This window comes from Psychrobacter sp. D2 (genome assembly GCF_013608135.1).
In the GTDB taxonomy this organism is placed as follows: Bacteria; Pseudomonadota; Gammaproteobacteria; order Pseudomonadales; family Moraxellaceae; genus Psychrobacter; species Psychrobacter cryohalolentis.
In genome coordinates, this window is record NZ_JACDXZ010000001.1 from 577,633 (window position 1) to 596,458 (window position 18,826).

The following is an 18,826-nucleotide window of genomic DNA, read 5'->3' on the forward strand; positions in this document are numbered from 1 at the left end:
GACTATAAAGATGGCAACCACACACAATGTCGATAATAAGCGCTATCGCAGTCTGATTATTTCGATTGCACTATTTTTATCTTTGATTGGCGCCTTGCTAGCGTTTACTTTTTATACCTCAAGCTTGCTTGAAAGAAATACAGTTTTGATTGATAAAACCAACCAAGTTGCTAATAGCGCCCAAGCGGTAATTAAAGACTTATTTGACTTGGATAGCAGTTACGGTGAAGACACCAACTCGCCGCATATACAACGAGTATTAGAACGTTTGGAGCAAAATACAGCGCTTATTACTAGCTCTATCACTGCCATTGAACAGGGTGGTGAAATTACCGATGTCGATGGTAAAAGCTATGACTTACCGAAGATTAATAATAACTCTCAAACCAAAGTCGCTGCGGCGAATGAGCAGTGGTTACTTTTAGAGCCTAAGATTCAGACTTACCTTAAAGACGCTGACAACATCATGGTCGATTCATCTGATGAATTGATTCAAGCGGTTGAACAGGCAAAAACATCGAGTCTACTAATTAACGATTCGTTAGACCAGCTCACCGATGAAGTGTTTATCAATGCTGAACGCCAAGCAAGTACTATCCGACTCATTCAGGTATTGGGTGTTGCAGCTATTTTTGCTTACTTCCTAATCTTCGTATTTTTCTTTGTACGTCGTCTGCGTGATACAGATGCTGAAGCGTTGGCCGCTCGTCGTGAAACGCAAGAAATTATGGAAACGGTTAATACCGGCCTGTTCTTGTTGGATAAGGATTTGAATATTGGTCAGCAGCATTCTCGCGCGCTTAACGGCATTATTGGTGAGGATAGGTTGGCAGGAGAAAACTTTGCCGATGTACTGCGTGGCCGTATCTCAGACAAAGATTTGAGAACCACCCGTCAGTTTATCGAGCAGTTATACAACCCACGTGTCAAAGAAAAGCTGGTTGATTCTTTGAATCCTTTGCATAAAGTCATGCTACACAATGCGTCTGGAGAAGAGAGTACCACCAGTCGCTTCTTAGACTTTAAGTTTTCACGCGTCTATGAAGATAAAGACATTGCCCGTATTTTGGTCAACGTCAATGACGTCTCAGATGCAGTATATTTAGAGCAGCGCCTAGAAAAAGAACGCTCGCAAAATGATATGCAGATTGAGATGTTGACGACCATCTTAAACGTGAATCCAAAAATTATTAATGAGTTTATTAGTAATACCAAAGCTCACATCGATAAGATGAACAATATCTTGAAAAATCCTGGTAGCTCGCAATTTGAGCTTGAGGGTAAGCTAAAAGCGATTTATCGTGAAATGCATAGTCTAAAAGGTGAGGCATCTGCGCTTAAACTGCATAGCTTTACCAAAATCGCGTCAGACGCTGAAGATAAGCTTGATGCGCTGCAAAATCAAGGCAAGCTGTCGGGTAATAACTTCTTACCGCTCGCCGTGCATTTAGATGACTTATTGAGCCTATCGAATACCATTGAAACGCTAGGTGAACGTATCAATCAGGCAGCGCCAAAAGCTAACAATAATGCAAAACCTGTAATGCCAGTAAAGACTGCACCACAACCAAGTGTTGTCCAATCTCAAGTAGCAGACGTTGCTACCACTAACATAAATGTCGATGGCGGTAATGAAATCGATTTGAGCGATGAGTCAGATGACGAGCATCTCTCTTATTACCAAGATTTTGCTAAAGACATTGCTGTTAGACAAGGCAAGAAAATACAGCTTAACGGTCATAATTTAGCACATATAAACATCCCTGAACGCCTCAAACAACCGATCAAAGAAATCAGTATTCAGTTGCTACGTAATGCAGTGGTACATGGTATCGAATCACCTGAAGCGCGTCAGTCAGCGGGCAAGTCTGCCATCGGTAGTATCGACTTAGAAATGCAACGTGACAGTCAAAACTTAATCATCGCACTGCAAGATGACGGTCAAGGTATTGATTATGAAGGCATTCGTCATAAGCTGATTGCTGATGGTCGTTTCACGCAAGAAGAGGCAAGTCAGATGACTCATGGTGATCTGCTCAAAACCTTGTTTGCTTCTGGTTTCTCGACCAAAGAACATGCCGATGAAGATGGCGGTCGCGGTGTGGGCTTAGACGTTATCAAGGCGTTGGTCAAAGAGCACAACGGTAAGCTGAATGTAAATACTGAGCTTGGAAAAATGACCCGTTTTGTCATTACCTTGCCTGCTGCGTAATTAAGGACAATAAAAAATCTATGTATAAATTAATGATCGTCGATGATTCAAATATTATTCGAAACCGTATTCAGCGCGCTTATGACTCGGGTCAATTCATGTTGGTTGCTACGGCAACCAGCGGGGTTCAAGCGCTTGAAAAGTTCAATATCCATCGTCCAGATGTGGTGACCATGGATTTGACCATGCCGCAAATGGACGGTCTTGAATGTATTGAAAAAATTATTGCTATCGACCCTGACGTTCGTATCTTGGTGGTCTCAGCCTTGTCTGACAAATCTACTGGCATTGAAGCGTTATCATTGGGCGCGAGTGGGTTCTTGTGCAAGCCTTTTTCAGAAGAAGAGCTGGTAGAGTCTTTGTATGAGTTGGTACAAGACTAATATTGTCCAATAATTTTAATAAATACCTTATTAAAGAACACACATTATGAAAGAGCAAAATTTACAAATTTTTGTGAGTATCATTACCAACTATTTTACTCAGTTTGGTAATGATGAGTTGGTGGTCGATACGCCTTACTTGTTAGAAAACCAACAGCCAAAAGTCCATGATTATACGGGCGTCATCGGTATATCAGGGGTGCAAAAAGGGGTGGTTTATTTTACGGCGACCACAGCGTTATTGAGCAGTATTCTAGACAGTATGGGCGAGATAGATAAAGGTGAGGACAATCTAGTCGATTTAGCAGGCGAGGTTGCCAATACGGTTTCGGGTAATGCCCGTCACGAGTTTGGTCCAGAATTTCATATCTCTGTCCCGTTTGTCTTTAAAGGCTCGCCGCAAAGTATCATTTTGCCTAAAAGTGGCCGTTCTTTTATCATTCCAGTGAGTTGGCGCAGTCAAATCGGAGAGATTGTGGTTTGTTTGCAAGATTGAATACACAACCCCGTGATGATAACTATGGACGATGAACAATTATGGTTAATGTAGAAAAGTTAGGCGTCTTTTTAAGTTCAATCAGTGCATTTTTTGCGCAGATTGATGCTGAGGCAGTGGTCATTGATACGCCTTACCTAAACAGTAATAAAAATGCTGTTGGTTATGATTATAGTGGCATGATTAAAATATCTGGACCGCTTGAAGGCTGTGTCTATGTCAGTGCTCCAAGCAATATGTTGCGTGAAGTTATCAAAGTGATGGGCGAGCCTGACTCCTCTATGACGATGATGAAAGACTTGTTGGGTGAGATGGCAAATACCATCTCTGGCAACGCTCGTACCGAGTTTGGTGCCGATTTTATTATCTCACCGCCCAAGATTATTGAAGGTATACCCAGTATTCCTTATCTACCAAAAGACCGCCAAAGCTATGTCACGCCATTTACGTGGCGAGGCTATAAAGCAGTCATCGGTATCAGTATCGCTTAATCTTATTCCAAATTGATTAAAAAAACGACGTCTCACCGTCGTTTTTTTATGCATTATCATCCACTTAAACCTTATAATAGCGCTAGCAGTCGCTAAGCGTTATATGATAAAATACAGCCCAGCTATTTTTTATCATATAGTATTCTGTACGTTCAAATCGTAGCTCAGTTCTTTAACCAACCCATCAACCAATGACACACACATCATGGCAAAGAATTGCTGGGTGTTTGGCGACTTGATTAATTTGCTTCATGGCTAGGTACTTCATTGATATACCTAACTCATAGCAGATGCGTGTCGCTAGATAGGCAGTTTTTGTGATGTGGAGGCATAACCCAACCAACAGGACATTTAACATGGCTACAAAGAATCCAACCAAAATCGAAATGCGCGACTTATTACAAGCCGGCGCTCACTTTGGTCACCAAACACGTTTTTGGAATCCAAAAATGGGTCCATATATTTTTGGTGCCCGTAACAAGATTCACATCATTAACCTTGAGCACACTGTAAAAGCGTTTAACGAAGCATTGACTTACGTTAACGGCTTAGCTGCTAAGAAAAACAAAGTATTATTTGTTGGTACTAAACGCGCAGCTAGCGGCGTTATCGCTGAGCAAGCAGCACGTGCTGGCATGCCATACGTTGACCATCGCTGGTTAGGTGGTATGTTGACTAACTGGAAAACACTACGCCAGTCAATCAATCGTCTAAAAGAGCTAGAAAAACAAGCTGAAGACGGTACTTTCGCTAAGCTTACTAAGCGTGAAGCGTTAGAGCGTACTCGCGATATGGAAAAACTTGAGCGTTCATTGGGCGGTATCAAAGACATGGGCGGTCTACCTGACGCAATCTTCGTTGTAGACGTAGATCATGAAGCAATCGCTATTAAAGAAGCTAAAAACCTAGGTATCCCAGTTATCGGTATCGTTGATACTAACTCTAACCCTGATAACGTTGATTACATCATCCCAGCAAACGATGATGCTATCCGTGCTGTGACTTTGTACGTAACTTCTATGGCTGATGCAATCATCGCCGGTAAAGAATACGCACAAACTCAAGCTGGTGGTAAAGCTGAGCAAGAAGCACCTGCTACTGAAGAAGCGGCTGATGCTCAAACTGAAGAAGCTGCTACTCCAGCAGAATAAATCGCTGAGTGATATGGTTTGATGTTGTAAGGCTGCCTTGATAGTTTGTCTATTGGTAGTCATATAACATGACTTATAGTATAGACAGCATAAAGACAAACAATAGGCATGATGTAGTATTACTCGTCATGCCTTATTGTTAAAGCGGATTTGTTAAAGTGGCGTTGTTAAGCCACTATACAGAATTCAAGTGCGTTTAGATATTGTGCACTCCCATATATAATAATGCTCACCTACATAATAAAAGGTAACTCTTATGTCAGAAGTAAAAGTATCTGCCAAAATGGTAAAAGAATTGCGTGACCGTACTGGTCTTGGCATGATGGAATGTAAAAAAGCGTTAGAAGAATCAAACGGTGATGTCGAAACTGCCATTGATAACCTACGTAAATCTGGTCAAGCAAAAGCGGCTAAAAAAGCGGGTAACATCGCAGCTGACGGCGCTATCATCATCGCTCAAGGCGACAGCAAAGCATTCTTGTTAGAAGTGAACTGCCAAACTGACTTCGTTGCAAAAGATGAAAACTTCGCTGCATTTGCAGAAACAGTAGCGAACCTTGCATTAGAAAACAATGTGACTGACGTAGCTGCTATTGCTGAATTGCCATATGGCAATGGTCAAACAGTTGAAGAAGCACGTGTATCTCTAGTACAAAAAATCGGTGAGAATATCCAAATCCGCCGTGTTGAAGTACTTGAAGGCGCTAACATTGCTGCATACCGCCATGGTCTACGTATCGGCGTAGTGGTATCTTATGAAGGTGGCAGTGCAGAAACTGGCAAAAACCTTGCTATGCACATCGCTGCATTCAACCCTGTTGCTGTTGCTGATGAAGACGTCGCTGCTGATTTATTAGCACGCGAAAAAGACATCATTGAAGCAAAAGCACGTGAGTCTGGCAAGCCTGACAACATCGTTGAAAAAATGATCGAAGGTGGCCTACGTAAGTACCTAGAAGAAGTTACTTTATTACGTCAGCCATACGTTATGGACAATGAGAAAAAAGTTGGTGACGTACTAAAAGCTGAAGGCGTAAAAGTACTTGGCTTCAAACGTCTAGAAGTCGGTGAAGGCATTGAGAAGAAGCAAGAAGATTTCGCTGCTGAAGTTGCTGCAACTCAAGCATTAGCTAACAAGTAAGTTTTAAAATGCAGTAAGTACTGAGTTTGTTTTTGCTCAGTACTTATAGATTGTTTGATATAAGAAGCAATCGAGCATAAAAAAGCCCGTTATTTATTTAACGGGTTTTTTATGTCTGTGATTTTTATTTTGGATTAACGCAATGCCAAATAAGCAGAGTTGGCATAGCTTGCGCTATTACTGTTGCTACTCGTGCCATAACTAACGTTTTGCATGCCACTGCCATTACTGGTATTGGCAGTATTGCTATTATTAGCATTCATCGTATTACCAGATAGCCCTGAGTCGTTTTTATACAGGCTATGATAGCGGCTCATCACACTTTTGACATAGTTACGCGTTTCTTTAAACGGTGGAATGCCATTATATTTATCGACGTTACCTTCACCTGCATTATAACCCGCGACCGCAAACTCGACGTTGTTGTTAAAGCGGCGCATCAGCCAAGCGATATATTTGGCAGAACCTTCAATATTATCAGCAGGATTCCAAGGGTTACTCACTTTAAATCGACGTGCTGTAGCTGGCATTAGCTGCATCAGACCCTGCGCACCGACTGGTGAGCGAGCATTGGGATTAAAGGCTGATTCAGTATGCATCATGGCTTTCATAAGTCCTGGATCGACACCGTGGCGCTGCGCTGAAGCCAGAATATAGCTATCATAAGAGTTACGAGTACCGCTGCTGCTTGCAGAGCTGTTCCCATAGTCATTGCTATTACTGCTACTACCACCATCATATAGACTAGAATCTTTATAATAAGTGACTTTTACTTTTTTAGTAAATTTATCAAAATTACCACTGGGATTGACGTTGGTGAGAAGTACTTGTCCGCCTTTGTCTTTATAGATATACATATTGCCTGCTTGAGCAGCGATAGGTAGGCTAGATAGGGCAACGGCGGTGAGTAAAACGGGAGACAAGCAGCGGGTTATGAAAGGTGCAACATTTATCATAGGGTTATCACTTTTTATCGAGTAGTAGCAAATTGCCTTGCTTATGGACGCATTGGTTTGCGCAATAAAGCGGTTATCCTGTCTGCAATATTTCATAGTCACTAAGCTTAAGTGCTACAACGCAGAACCACGGTTAACAAAACCAATTGCAATAGATACAAAAAATAATAGTTGCTTACTATAACATATAATAACTTTTTACTACATCTGATTGCCCTGACAAGCTGGCCAAACAAACATTTAAATTGTAAAAATTTTTAATAAAATCAATATGGTATTGCAGTGTACCTTATTAAGTGCGAGGTCAGAAGTAGCCACAGACCATTTACAGTGAAGGCAAAATAGAGGAGGGCTATTATCACTAATATTGGCCAAAAAGCATTGAAATACACGATGCATCTAAATATTCGCAGCCGTACTATAGTGAATTCAGTATTAAAGCGATACAGCAGGACTGGGATGAATTTTACGCAGCCTCTGTCGGCGTAGGCACAGCACGCCAGAAAAATTTATACCAGTACTGCGTTGGGATACAAGGTATCTGTTTTATTTGGAATTGACTATAGAATAGCAGTGCTATATTAAAGGACTATTAAGCAGACAGTGCCGTGACAAATATAGGTACCCAGACAGCAGTGACCAAACCATTCACTGCCAAGCCAAACGCGGCATATCTGCCCGCTGTATGACTGATTTGCCATGCTTCTACGGTGCCAAACGCATGAGCGACTAAGCCAAGCGCTAAGCCTTTGGCACGGTCATCTTCAATGCCAATAAATAAGAAACGCGCTAATGTCCCGCCAATGAGACCTGAAACGATAATAATCAGGTTTGCCATCGCTAGAGGTGCTTTGATTAAATCTGCGATACTTAGACCAATCGGCGTGGTCACTGAACGACTGGCAAATGCTAATATCGTATCGTGACTGAGTGAAAATAGATAGGCTAATGACATCGGTAATAATGCACCAATCAAACTTGCCATCGCCACAATCAAGACAAGTTTCTTGATAGGTAAACCTTTGAAATTCATGGCAGCCAAAGGTATTGCCAATAAGACAGTAACATAACCTAATAGATGGTCAAAAACGGGTTTGGCAACGGCGTAATAATTATTGTAATCCCATTGGAAAATGAATAGAAATATAACGACCAATACTAGTGCGGTAATGACCATCGGTAACCATGAAAGTTTGCGTGCCAATATGCGAGCAATTATATGGGCTGCTAAAGTCAGTAATATCGCCGCAAAGGTTGCCACAAACACATTATCAAAACTCATAAGATTCCTTTATTCATACCGCTCAAGGCTGTCATTTTTGCTCATTAATAGTAGTGTTGCCGTTCATATCATTATTACGGTTCAGCCAACGATTGGATAACACGGCAAATCCCCAAATCGGTATCAGCGTACTAATCAGTATGGTAAGCATAAAGCCCCATAGCTCATCTCCTAAAGCAAATAACAGCAAGCCTGCACCGGCTGAAACTGGCAAAAAAGCAAAGCCACTATCGACAAGTAAAGTATTACTCGCTTGGGTAAGCCAGCCTGGAATACCTTTGATAAATCGCCAAATCATCAGAATAAAAAACATGGTCAGTAAGCCGACGATATTGGCCGCTTTTTCAATACCCGCCAACTGACAGACAAATACTGCCGACTCACGTACAGTAACAACAATGGCGAGCGTCAGTAGTAATGCCATCCATAAGGGCATTTTTGAAGAATGGGTAGACTTCATAAGCAAGTGGACCACGTCAGGGATAGATAAAAGAGTAAAAAGATGAGTGAGAGGAGAATCACGAGTGCAGTATATAAAAGATTATATATAGAGTGTCGCAACTAATAAAGCGTATCGGTCAATAGTGACCATATAGTCTGTAAGTAATAAAATCGATACATCGATATATAGCTGTTGCTAATACGAGTTTCTCTTGTGCGCTATGTTGATTCAGCATTAAAAAGGACACTATTAATAAATAGCGTCCTTTTTAATTTTATTCAAAGTATTTTAAGTAAATGACTTATTTTTGCAAGTCGGATGTTTGAGTATCTTCTATCAGCAAGTCTTCCGCTACTCTCTCAGCTTCAGCATTTAACGCCTCAAATTCAGCAAACGCTTTTTCTTCAGCATCCGTCATCGTTTGTTCTTCTACATCATCAGGCTGCTCAAACTCTTCAAGTATCGGCATCAGCAATGTTGCTTGCGCTAATGGCAATACATCTAGAGGCTCTAAGTTGGCTTGACCAAGTAACTGTCTCAGTCTATCGCTTGGCAAGCGAATCGTTAAGCACTCATGACCACTGTCATCATAGCTTTCTTCTTGAATAACGCCGAGCTCATACAAGGCATTTTTTAACTGCCCTGCGCTATAAGGTAGGGTCAAATCAAAGGTAGTCAGTGTGCCAGTCAGTAATTGCTGCACGGCCAATGACAACTCTTCCATGCCTAAGTTTTCTCTAGAAGAAACATAGACGCGGTTGGGTTGACCTTCGCTAGCATAACCGATACGTGCAGGCTCATCGGTCAAATCAATCTTGTTGTAGACATTAAGCACAGGCACATCATTATCAATTTCAGCCAGTACGTCTTTCACCGCCTGAATTTGCTCATGCATATCTTCGCTCGAAGAATCGATGACATGGAGCAATAGGTCTGCTTCAAGCGTCTCTTCTAAGGTCGCATGGAAAGATTCAACCAATTCATGTGGAAGATGACGGACAAAACCTACTGTGTCGACCAGTACCACACGTCCTACACCTTGCCAATCTAAGCGGCGTAACGTCGGATCGAGTGTCGCAAACAGTTTGTCGGCTGCATAGATGTTTTCATCGACCAAGCGATTAAACAAAGTAGACTTACCAGCATTGGTATAACCCACAAGTGAAATAGTCGGTACATCTGATTTTTGACGGCGAGCTCGACCTTGCGCACGCGTCTGTCTGACTTTTTCGATTCTACTTTTGAGCTGCATGACTCGCACTTGTAGCAAGCGACGATCCGTCTCAAGCTGGGTTTCACCGGGTCCACGTAGACCAATACCCCCTTTTTGACGTTCCAAATGCGTCCAACCACGCACCAAACGTGTCGACAAATGGTTAAGCTGTGCCAGCTCTACTTGTAGCTTACCTTCGTAAGTACGTGCACGCTGCGCGAAAATGTCCAAAATCAGACCCGTGCGATCAAGTACGCGGCATTGTACCAAGGCTTCAATATTACGCTCTTGTGAAGGCGATAAGCTGTGGTTAAAAAGAACGATGTCCGCATCATGCTCGCGCACCAATTCTGCTATCTCTTCTGCTTTGCCGCTACCAACGAAATATCTGGCATCAGGACGGGCACGTGAGCCTGTGACGAGTGCCAAGCGGTCTGCGCCTGCTGAGTCTGCCAATAATTCAAATTCACCTAAATCATCAGGATCTTGAATTTGGCGGATGTCTAAATGTACGATGATGGCGCGCTCGCCACCGGTATGTCTTTCAAAATATTCCAAAGAGTATCACCTATCCATAAAGTAAATAAATCGCAACGCTGGCTATCCTAAATGTGAGTTCTAAATATTTGGGTTTTATTCAACATATTGAGTAAATTACCCAGCTTATCTAAATAGGATAACCATCATAGTTGCGTTCAGATAACCATTTATATGTGGTCTTATCAGTTGATATTAAAGCGTATTCACACAATTAGCGATGATTTTATGTTACAGCGTTCATTAAGTAGGATTTTATCTTGGCAGCGTAATATTCTTTCTAAACTGAATCAGTTAGAGACATTAGCAGCAAATTACTCACAAAACCTATTCATAACTCAGTGAACAAGTCGTCACTGACTGCATAAACTTTGTTATACTCATTGCGTTTGTTTACCATATATAATCATAAGTTTTAATTACGAGGGACACAGATGAGCCAACCCAAGACAGGCTTTTCAATCAAACAGCAATTGGGGCGCGGCAAACAGATTGCTGGTATGACCACCACAATTGCTGGTGGGCTACGCGCCGCCCAACGTATCGGGGCATTTAAACAGCCACCACGCGAAACACTGCCGCGCTACATTCAAGCTTTTTGTCGCAAAATGGCAGGCTCTTTTGGCGTCAAGGTTATCGCCGTTGAGCGCGTAGAGCAACATCACGGGCTATGGGTTTCTAACCATGTATCGTGGATGGACATCCCTGTGGTCGGTACAGTGAGCCCTGCTTTTTTCTTATCCAAAGCCGAGATTGGTGAATGGCCTATCTTTGGTAAGCTGGCACACGCAGCGGGCACAGTATTTATCGAGCGTGGTTCCGGTGATGTCGGCTCAGTTGCGTCGCAAATTGCTAACTTTTTAACCAAAGGCTTCTCGGTTATCTTTTTCCCTGAAGCGACCACCACAGATGGCAAAAAAATCAAACGTATTCATGGCACCTTGCTACAAGCGGCGATAGATGCTGATGTGCCTGTGCGCCCGCTAGTGATTGCGTATGTCAATAAAGACGGTACCTTAAGTGAAGAACTGCCTTATTACGGCAAGCTGACGATGAAAGACAGTTTGAAAAAGGTTTTAGATAGTAAAGATGTCACCGCTTACGTCTTACCACTAGAAGCAATCGATCCTAAAGGTTTGAGCAAAAGTCAGCTGACAGATTTATTACAATTACGTATGCAAGAAGGCTTAGCTGAATTACATTCGCGTGTATTGACCAAAATAGCGAAAGTTTAATTCTATACGCTTTAAATTGGTTATTTAAACGTGTATAAAAAAGGCGCAAATCTTAGTAGTTAATACTAACGACTTGCGCCTTTTTCTTTGCTATGCAAATACCTGAACTTCAGATTGTTGAAAGCTGAACAATATCAATCTATGACCACGCAAAATTATGGTGACGGATTAGGATGTTGAGTATGTACCGCTTCGATAGCGTCTAGTACATCTGAGTCTAAGGTTAAGTTAATGCTATCAATATTAGATTTCAGCTGTTCGATAGTGGTCGCGCCAATGATATTGCTGGTTACAAACGAGCGTGAGTTAACAAAGGCTAATGCCATCTGCGCCATATCTAAACCGGTATCATCTGCGATTTTGGCATATTGGGCGGTGGCTGATAGTGCTTCTTCATTAGTATAACGGGCAAAGCGATCATACATGGTCAAGCGCGCGCCAGTAGGACGTTTACCATCGAGATACTTACCAGATAGCACACCAAAGCCTAGTGGTGAATAAGCAAGTAAACCCACATTTTCACGATGCGCAATCTCTGCCATAGCCACTTCATATAAGCGGTTAAGCAAACTATAAGGGTTTTGCACCGTAATAGGTGCGATCAAACCATTCTTATCCGCTTCCCATAAGTAGCGCATCAATCCCCAAGCAGTATCGTTTGATAATCCATAAGCACGGATACGACCTTTTTTAATCTCGTCATTTAACGCTTGGATGGTTTCTAAAAAAGGCGTCAAATCATCGAGCGGCTGTGCTGCCATTGCTTCGGTATAACCGAGCTGACTGAAATAGTTCGTTTGACGTTCAGGCCAGTGTAGTTGGTAGATATCAATATAATCGGTCTGCAAACGCTCAAGATTGCCATCAATAGCACTGCTGATATGCGCGGCATTAAAACGCGTTCGCCCATCACGTAAAAAATCCATTGGCGATATCTTACTGGCAAGAACGACTTTATCGCGTTGTTTGGTCTTTTGGAACCATGTGCCCATAAAGCGCTCAGTATCGCCTTGCTTATCTTTGTCTGGCGGTGAGGGATACATCTCAGCAGTATCCCAAAAATTTAGGCCTTCACTGAGTGCTAGGTCCATCTGCTCATGTGCATCGCTTTCGCTATTTTGCTGTCCCCACGTCATCGTTCCCAAGCAGATTTTGGAGACTTTTTCATTGAGTTGCGGCAGTGTTTGATATTGCATATGTTCTTCCTTTTTTATTTTATTCTAAAGCAATTTTTATATTATATGAGCTTGATACCTGTGACACCCGGTGGCGTCACTTGAAAGATTTTAATTTTAAACAGCACAGATTGTCCAGCAAGCGGATGGTTAAAGTCTACTTCTACTTCGTCATCAGTGATGACGCTAATCGTACCGGGTAGAGTGTTTTTGCCTTTATCCTCAAATTCAACCAGCATACCAATCTCAGGATTGTCAGCGATAAGCGCAAACTGAGTAGGGCTAAAGCGTTGGATGTTGTCAGGATTCCATTCACCAAATGCTTGCTCTGGCTCAAGGTGTGCCGTACGCGTATCGCCTGCACGCAGATTCATCAGCACTTGCTCAAAGCCAGGTAGTAAGCTCTCATCACCTATAGTTAAAGTAACGGGTGTATCACGGCTAAAGGTTGAATCAATTACAGTACCATTCTCGAGCGATACTTCAAAATGCAGCTTAACGAGGCTGCCAAAAGTGATGCGGATGTCTTCATTTGGTGTGATAAATTGCGAGTCGGTCATGGAAAATTTACCTATTACTGGAGTAGGAAGTTAGGTGGACATCAATATAAGAAATGATAAGTCATCTAGAAAAAGTTGTAAGCGCCAATAGTGTAACGTAAATAGTGTAATATATTTGGCGAATCTAAAAGTGAGCGCAACATTATGGCAAAACCGATAGCAACTAAACAACAAGGTCGAGTCACAAAATGGCAAGACGATAAAGGCTTTGGCTTTATTGAAACCGAAGCGGGCGAGTCGGTGTTTTTTCATGTCAGCGCGTTTAAAGCACAACGTCGTCCTGTTATCGGCGAAGATGTTGTTTTTACGGTTGGCTATGATAATCAAAGACGCTTGCAAGCAAAAGAGGTGCAAGAGCTGAGCTTTGTACAACAAAAGATGGCGCAAAAAAATAAGCAAATTCGCCAGCGTAATCACAAACGTAACGCCCAATCAGAGTTTGAAGCGGGGCAGAAGAAACGCTTGTTTCTTGGTGTTGGATTTTATGGTGTACTGATATTACTGGCGGTCATGAATAAGCTTAGCTGGCTAGTTGTTGGGTGGTATGCTGTATTGGGTATGATAACCTATACCATATATGCTAAAGACAAAGCAGCGGCTCAACATAACGACTGGCGAACACCTGAGATGACATTACATATTTTAAGTGCGCTTGGTGGCTGGGTCGGGGCAATGGTCGCACAAACCTACTTGCGTCATAAGTCACAAAAGCCTGAATTCCGTATTGCGTATTATTTGACTGTCATCATTAACATGGCAGGGTTACTATTTATATTGGCGGGTAGCGGTTTGGATTTTTTACAGAAGAATCTTATTTAATGGAGTGACTTTAGTTCTATCAAATCATCCATTAAAATTTATTTTTTGAGACAGATTTGTTTATAGCTGTTTTGAATGAAAGCATCGGAGAGATAAGTGACTGAAAAATTTACCAGTATAGAGATGGTTAGACGTGAAAACGTCAGAACACTGATGCAAAATTATAAAATAACAAGAATGATGTTATCTCAAGGTACAAACATTAACTATGCGTTATTAGGTCACTATATCGGCAAGAATCCTATTAAAGCCATTGGCGATGAGACAGCAAATAAAATTGAAGTATTTTTTAATAAACCTATCAACTGGTTGGATCATGAACATGATGTCGCTAAAAAGGCAAATAATGGTCTAGGTTTTGGTGAAGAGACATCCGACAATTTAATAAAAGTACCGATATATAAAACCTATTTCTGTCGTGAAGAAATCGAAGAAGAATGTTACTTTCATCCTCAGTTTTTTAAGGAGAAAGGTATAGACCCCCAGTCTTTTAGTTTAATGTATGCGACAGATAGCAGTATGCAACCTTATATCAATATTAAAGATAAAGTGGGAATAGCGATAGATGACAACTGCATAAAAGATGGAAGTACATTGCATAGCTTACATTCAGATTATCCGGATAAGCTGGTGAACGTAGAGGATACAGATAGCCTTGTGATAATAGGTAGGCTAATATATAGGGCTGGATAGGCTATAGTAAAATAATAATACAGGTTTTAAATGCTCAATAAAGGCAGTAGTTTGTGCGACTCTACTCTATTGCGTTTTTAAACAATAAAAAGCCCCGCTATAATCGATATAGCAGGGCTTTTTATTGTTAATAGATTGTACTTTTAATATTATAAAGACGCGTTAAACGTCACGCTTTTTTTCCAAAAACAGCATATCGATGACAATCAATAATACACCGATAGAAATGCCAATATCAGCAATATTAAAAATAGGATAATGCCAAACATCAGCATAATGCACATGTATAAAATCGATGACGTGACCATGTAATAAGCGATCGATCAAATTGCCCACGGCACCGCCTAATACCAATGCCAAACCTAGTGATAAGAGCTTAGCTTGACGGGGGGCTTTAGCTAGATAGCCTATCAAGAATAGCGACATCAATAGCGCCAGCCCTGAAAAAAACCACTTTTGCCAACCGCCTGCATCTGCCAAAAAGCTAAAAGCAGCACCGTAATTGTAAGCGAGAGTCCAGTTTAGAAACGGCTCAATCACAGGCACAGGTTCAAGAAAGGTCAGATTGGTCTCAGCTAACCATTTTGTCCATTGATCAAGGATAATCACGACCAGTGACAACAGATACCAGTTAAGCGCAAGACGACCATTAGCGATCATCTTTGGCGTCTTGTTCAATCGACTCTTCGGCGTCGATGAGCTACCCGTAGTGGCATGAGCCGGTTTAGGTGAACTGTCGACGTCGATAGGCACCTGCTTATCGTCAGGCGAATTTGTTGGATTAGGCGTTGAGTTAGGCATAGTGGCGCACCTCTCCATCACCGCTGACGTTGGTTGCACAGCGCGCACATAATTCTGGATGTGCGCTATCTGTGCCAATGTCATCACGGATATGCCAACAGCGCACGCACTTGGTCCCCGCTGCAGCATTCACTTCGACAACTAAATCTGCCGTTATATTATTGCTATCTGTTTGCTCATCGATGTTTGCTACATTAGCAGGGGCAGCGCTCAAAGGCTTTAAAGTTGCGCTACTGGTAATAAGGACAAAACGCAGCTCTTCGCCAAGCTTAGCTAGGCTTTCATGCATAGCGCCATCAGCATATAGACTGACGTCAGCGGATAAATTGGCATTGATGATTTTCTCGCCACGTGCAGTTTCGATATGCTTATTAACCATATCTTTTGCGAGCATGATACGTTGCCAGTCATCATTGCTAATAGCGCTCAGCTCAAACTCTGGGAAGGTGTACCATTCTTCAGTGAATACATAGCTATCAGTGCCATGCAATACTTCCCATGCTTCTTGCGCCGTAAAGGATAAAATCGGTGTAATCCAGCGAATCAATGCTTCAGCAATATGGTAAATCGCTGTTTGTGCAGAGCGGCGCGGTTGACCATCAGTTTGTGTGGTGTATTGACGGTCTTTGATAATATCCAAATAGAAGCTGCCCAAGTCTTGCGAGCAGAATGCGGTGATATGCTGCGTGACTTGGTGGAAGTCCATCGCATCATAAGCACTGATGATTTGTGCTTGTACCGTTTGCGCACGCTCAATGATAAATTTATCGAGGCTAACCAGCTCATTAATATCAACGCTATTGGTAGCAGGATCAAAATCATCAGTATTGGCAAGCAAGAAGCGTAGGGTATTACGAATGCGGCGATACATATCGATTGCACCCTTAAAGACGGTTTTACCAGCGCTCATCTCATAACGGTAGTCGCTTGATGCAATCCACAAACGCAACATATCCGCGCCCGTTTTATTGATTTCTTCTTGCGGGGTTATGATATTACCCAGTGATTTACTCATCTTGCGACCGTTTTCATCAACCACAAAGCCATGGGTTAAAACTTGTTTAAACGGTGGGCGCTCGTACATGGCTTCCGAGGTCAGCAACGACGTCTGGAACCATCCACGATGTTGGTCGGAGCCTTCTAAGTACATATCAGCAGGGTTGGTCAGCTCGTCCCGTTGATCAAGTACGGCAAAATGTGTCGTGCCAGAGTCAAACCAAACGTCTAAGGTATCAGTCGCTTTATCATAATCAGCAGCTTCCGCGCCCAAGAAATCCTCACAGCTGGCATCAAACCATGCTTCTACGCCACCTTCGTTGATTTTTTGTGCTGCCGTTTCCATCAGTTCAAGTGTATTTGGGTGTAGTTCACCCGTTTCTTTATGGGTAAAGAAAGTAATCGGTACGCCCCACGTACGCTGGCGAGAGATGCACCAATCTGGGCGACCTGTCATCATAGATTCAATACGGTTTTGACCCCACGCTGGTGTCCATTGAACCGCTGGAATATCAGCAAGTGCGCGCTCACGCAAACCTTGTGTTTCCATGCTGATAAACCACTGCGGCGTGGCACGGAAAATGATTGGCGATTTATGACGCCAGCAGTGCGGATAGCTGTGCTCAATTTTGGTATGGCTAACCAGATGACCGTTTTCGTGTAGGGCAGAGATGATTTGTGGATTGGCTTTATATATGTGCTCACCGGCAAATACCGCCGCGCTTTCTAAATAAACGCCCGTACCACTCACTGGATTTTCAACAGGCAAATTATATTTTAGACCAACGATATAATCGTCAAGACCGTGACCTGGTGCCGTGTGTACCAAGCCCGTACCACTGTCAGTCGTTACGTGATCGCCCAAGATTAATGGCACTTGGCGAGCTTCGATAAGCGGATGCTGAGCATGTAGACCTTCAAGCTCACGACCTGATACGGTCGCTAAGACACCTTTATTCTCGAGCTTAAATTCACTTAACGCCGACTCAACCAAATCAGTCGCCAGTAGTAAGTTGCCGTTTTCCGTAGCGACCACACTATAATCATGCTCAGGATGGACTGCAATAGCTTGGTTAGCAGGCAATGTCCAAGGCGTCGTCGTCCAGATAACGGCAGAGATATTGCCGTCTATTTCAGCCAATGCCGCAACTTTGTCACTGTCTACAATATCAAAGCTGACATAAATGGCGTCTGAGACTTTATCTTGATATTCAACTTCGGCTTCAGCCAATGCTGAACTACAATCCAAGCACCAGTTGACCGGCTTCATACCGCGAGTTACGTGACCATTGTCATAAATTTTGGCAAGGGCGCGCACGATATTGGCTTCTTGATGGAAGTTCATAGTTAGATAAGGATTGTCCCAATCACCAAACACACCCAGACGCTTAAAATCCGCCTTTTGCAATTCGATCTGTGTGCTGGCATATTCACGACATAGACCACGGAATTCGGTTGCAGAAACCTTTTGACCGACTTTACCATGTTTGGCTTCGACTTTTTGCTCGATAGGCAGACCGTGACAGTCCCAACCGGGCACATAAGGCGCATCAAAACCAGATAGAGTTTTTGATTTTACGATAATGTCTTTGAGTACTTTATTGACTGCATGACCCAAGTGAATCTGACCGTTGGCGTATGGAGGACCATCATGCAAAATGTATTTGGTTGCCCCAGCACGTGCCGCACGAATTTTACCATAAACATCATCTGCTTCCCAAGCTGCTAGCCAATCTGGCTCACGTTTGGCAAGGTTTGCACGCATCGCAAACGGCGTGTCTGCAAGGTTTAGGGTGTCTTTATAGTCTTGGCTTGGCATATCAGTACTTTTATCAGTCATAGAAGGCGTCTTTTAGAATGGTGATGAAAATGTAAATTGAATTAAAAAGTGCGTGTAAAGCTGGCTACAAAAGCTAAAGTAATAATTTGATTGAAAGTAGATAACACTCGCTATTATATGACAAAAAGAGTGGGGTAAGAAGAGCTGCCGAGTATCGTTTCTATGTCCGTCAAAACCGTCACAAAATTCATTTAACGAGCGATTGGTTGTTACTTTATATCTGCTAGGATAATAAAGGTGATAATAAATTGAGCAATCAATGTCCATGCTGTCTTCATGTGCAAGACAGCATCATATCACTATCGTCAGATAATCCCTACTTTCAGTAGTTGATGGTCGTTATTGATTTAACTGTTTTTATTCATTGATTTCAATCTGCATCACATATCATATCCGATTCAAT

The 18,826-nt window shown here is 42.4% G+C and carries 17 protein-coding genes; 9 read left to right on the plus strand and 8 right to left on the minus strand.

The genetic code is table 11. The features are described 5' to 3' along the window. Nucleotides 1-10 precede the first annotated feature (10 nt). The 6 genes from H0262_RS02470 (at nucleotide 11) to tsf (ending at nucleotide 5,874) form a co-directional block, all read left to right on the plus strand. Entirely contained in the window at nucleotides 11-2,212 is a 2,202-nt protein-coding gene (locus H0262_RS02470) for an ATP-binding protein (protein ID WP_181209571.1), read from the plus strand. A 20-nt stretch (nucleotides 2,213-2,232) separates the two neighbouring features. Beyond that, the gene (locus H0262_RS02475; protein ID WP_011512755.1) at nucleotides 2,233-2,595 is read left to right on the plus strand and encodes a response regulator; all 363 of its coding nucleotides are present in this window, start codon (nucleotides 2,233-2,235) and stop codon (nucleotides 2,593-2,595) included. Nucleotides 2,596-2,641: 46 nt separating this feature from the next. After that, nucleotides 2,642-3,091, plus strand: coding sequence for a chemotaxis protein CheX (locus tag H0262_RS02480; protein ID WP_020442730.1), 450 nt, complete (start codon nucleotides 2,642-2,644; stop codon nucleotides 3,089-3,091). A gap of 41 nt (nucleotides 3,092-3,132) precedes the next feature. Then, on the plus strand, nucleotides 3,133-3,582 hold the full coding sequence (locus tag H0262_RS02485; RefSeq protein WP_020442731.1) for a chemotaxis protein CheX: 450 nt from the start codon (nucleotides 3,133-3,135) through the stop codon (nucleotides 3,580-3,582). A 356-nt stretch (nucleotides 3,583-3,938) separates the two neighbouring features. Continuing rightward, entirely contained in the window at nucleotides 3,939-4,733 is a 795-nt protein-coding gene (gene rpsB, locus H0262_RS02490; RefSeq protein WP_011279657.1) for a 30S ribosomal protein S2, read from the plus strand. A gap of 256 nt (nucleotides 4,734-4,989) precedes the next feature. After that, nucleotides 4,990-5,874, plus strand: coding sequence for a translation elongation factor Ts (gene tsf / locus H0262_RS02495; RefSeq protein ID WP_011512758.1), 885 nt, complete (start codon nucleotides 4,990-4,992; stop codon nucleotides 5,872-5,874). 134 nt (nucleotides 5,875-6,008) lie between these two features. On the opposite strand, the gene H0262_RS02500 is transcribed toward tsf, so the two are convergent. The 4 genes from H0262_RS02500 to hflX all read right to left on the minus strand — a co-directional run bounded on the left by H0262_RS02500 (nucleotide 6,009) and on the right by hflX (nucleotide 10,325). Further along, nucleotides 6,009-6,830 (minus strand): lytic transglycosylase domain-containing protein, encoded by an 822-nt coding sequence (locus H0262_RS02500; protein ID WP_181209572.1) that lies wholly within the window; start codon nucleotides 6,828-6,830, stop codon nucleotides 6,009-6,011. Between the two features lie 592 nt (nucleotides 6,831-7,422). Next, nucleotides 7,423-8,112, minus strand: coding sequence for an LrgB family protein (locus H0262_RS02505; protein ID WP_181209573.1), 690 nt, complete (start codon nucleotides 8,110-8,112; stop codon nucleotides 7,423-7,425). 31 nt (nucleotides 8,113-8,143) lie between these two features. Next, nucleotides 8,144-8,572: a CidA/LrgA family protein gene (locus tag H0262_RS02510; RefSeq protein WP_181209574.1), complete on the minus strand. Its 429-nt coding sequence runs from the start codon at nucleotides 8,570-8,572 to the stop codon at nucleotides 8,144-8,146. A 283-nt stretch (nucleotides 8,573-8,855) separates the two neighbouring features. After that, the gene (hflX, locus tag H0262_RS02515) at nucleotides 8,856-10,325 is read right to left on the minus strand and encodes a ribosome rescue GTPase HflX (RefSeq protein WP_181209575.1); all 1,470 of its coding nucleotides are present in this window, start codon (nucleotides 10,323-10,325) and stop codon (nucleotides 8,856-8,858) included. Nucleotides 10,326-10,738: 413 nt separating this feature from the next. On the opposite strand from hflX, the gene H0262_RS02520 reads away from it, so the two are divergent. Next, complete coding sequence (locus H0262_RS02520; protein WP_020442736.1) at nucleotides 10,739-11,539, plus strand: 1-acyl-sn-glycerol-3-phosphate acyltransferase; 801 nt, start codon at nucleotides 10,739-10,741, stop codon at nucleotides 11,537-11,539. Between the two features lie 155 nt (nucleotides 11,540-11,694). Here the strand turns inward: H0262_RS02520 and H0262_RS02525 are convergent, their stop codons facing one another. Together H0262_RS02525 and H0262_RS02530 are read right to left on the minus strand one after the other, a co-directional pair. Continuing rightward, nucleotides 11,695-12,735, minus strand: coding sequence for an aldo/keto reductase (locus tag H0262_RS02525; protein WP_181209576.1), 1,041 nt, complete (start codon nucleotides 12,733-12,735; stop codon nucleotides 11,695-11,697). A 41-nt stretch (nucleotides 12,736-12,776) separates the two neighbouring features. After that, nucleotides 12,777-13,274, minus strand: coding sequence for a peptidylprolyl isomerase (locus H0262_RS02530; protein WP_181209577.1), 498 nt, complete (start codon nucleotides 13,272-13,274; stop codon nucleotides 12,777-12,779). A gap of 144 nt (nucleotides 13,275-13,418) precedes the next feature. Between H0262_RS02530 and H0262_RS02535 the strand changes: the two genes are divergently transcribed. Both H0262_RS02535 and H0262_RS02540 read left to right on the plus strand, forming a co-directional pair. Further along, nucleotides 13,419-14,093 (plus strand): DUF1294 domain-containing protein, encoded by a 675-nt coding sequence (locus tag H0262_RS02535; protein WP_181209578.1) that lies wholly within the window; start codon nucleotides 13,419-13,421, stop codon nucleotides 14,091-14,093. 96 nt (nucleotides 14,094-14,189) lie between these two features. Then, nucleotides 14,190-14,786: a hypothetical protein gene (locus H0262_RS02540; RefSeq protein WP_220432358.1), complete on the plus strand. Its 597-nt coding sequence runs from the start codon at nucleotides 14,190-14,192 to the stop codon at nucleotides 14,784-14,786. Between the two features lie 162 nt (nucleotides 14,787-14,948). Here the strand turns inward: H0262_RS02540 and lspA are convergent, their stop codons facing one another. Both lspA and ileS read right to left on the minus strand, forming a co-directional pair. After that, nucleotides 14,949-15,587 carry a signal peptidase II gene (gene lspA, locus H0262_RS02545; protein ID WP_181209579.1) on the minus strand — a complete coding sequence of 213 codons (639 nt, stop codon included), beginning with the start codon at nucleotides 15,585-15,587 and terminating at the stop codon, nucleotides 14,949-14,951. After that, complete coding sequence (gene ileS, locus H0262_RS02550; RefSeq protein ID WP_181209580.1) at nucleotides 15,580-18,423, minus strand: isoleucine--tRNA ligase; 2,844 nt, start codon at nucleotides 18,421-18,423, stop codon at nucleotides 15,580-15,582. Before ileS ends, lspA begins: the two co-directional genes overlap by 8 nt. Between the last annotated feature and the right edge of the window lie 403 nt (nucleotides 18,424-18,826).

What these genes read in the sequence shown, in the direction of transcription:
- H0262_RS02470 (WP_181209571.1), top strand. Translation starts at nt 11, where the DNA reads ATGGCAACCACACACAATGTCGATAATAAGCGCTATCGCAGTCTGATT.
- H0262_RS02475 (WP_011512755.1), top strand. Translation starts at nt 2,233, where the DNA reads ATGTATAAATTAATGATCGTCGATGATTCAAATATTATTCGAAACCGT.
- H0262_RS02480 (WP_020442730.1), top strand. Translation starts at nt 2,642, where the DNA reads ATGAAAGAGCAAAATTTACAAATTTTTGTGAGTATCATTACCAACTAT.
- H0262_RS02485 (WP_020442731.1), top strand. Translation starts at nt 3,133, where the DNA reads ATGGTTAATGTAGAAAAGTTAGGCGTCTTTTTAAGTTCAATCAGTGCA.
- rpsB (WP_011279657.1), top strand. Translation starts at nt 3,939, where the DNA reads ATGGCTACAAAGAATCCAACCAAAATCGAAATGCGCGACTTATTACAA.
- tsf (WP_011512758.1), top strand. Translation starts at nt 4,990, where the DNA reads ATGTCAGAAGTAAAAGTATCTGCCAAAATGGTAAAAGAATTGCGTGAC.
- H0262_RS02500 (WP_181209572.1), bottom strand. Translation starts at nt 6,830, where the DNA reads ATGATAAATGTTGCACCTTTCATAACCCGCTGCTTGTCTCCCGTTTTA.
- H0262_RS02505 (WP_181209573.1), bottom strand. Translation starts at nt 8,112, where the DNA reads ATGAGTTTTGATAATGTGTTTGTGGCAACCTTTGCGGCGATATTACTG.
- H0262_RS02510 (WP_181209574.1), bottom strand. Translation starts at nt 8,572, where the DNA reads ATGAAGTCTACCCATTCTTCAAAAATGCCCTTATGGATGGCATTACTA.
- H0262_RS02520 (WP_020442736.1), top strand. Translation starts at nt 10,739, where the DNA reads ATGAGCCAACCCAAGACAGGCTTTTCAATCAAACAGCAATTGGGGCGC.
- H0262_RS02525 (WP_181209576.1), bottom strand. Translation starts at nt 12,735, where the DNA reads ATGCAATATCAAACACTGCCGCAACTCAATGAAAAAGTCTCCAAAATC.
- H0262_RS02530 (WP_181209577.1), bottom strand. Translation starts at nt 13,274, where the DNA reads ATGACCGACTCGCAATTTATCACACCAAATGAAGACATCCGCATCACT.
- H0262_RS02535 (WP_181209578.1), top strand. Translation starts at nt 13,419, where the DNA reads ATGGCAAAACCGATAGCAACTAAACAACAAGGTCGAGTCACAAAATGG.
- lspA (WP_181209579.1), bottom strand. Translation starts at nt 15,587, where the DNA reads ATGCCTAACTCAACGCCTAATCCAACAAATTCGCCTGACGATAAGCAG.
- ileS (WP_181209580.1), bottom strand. Translation starts at nt 18,423, where the DNA reads ATGACTGATAAAAGTACTGATATGCCAAGCCAAGACTATAAAGACACC.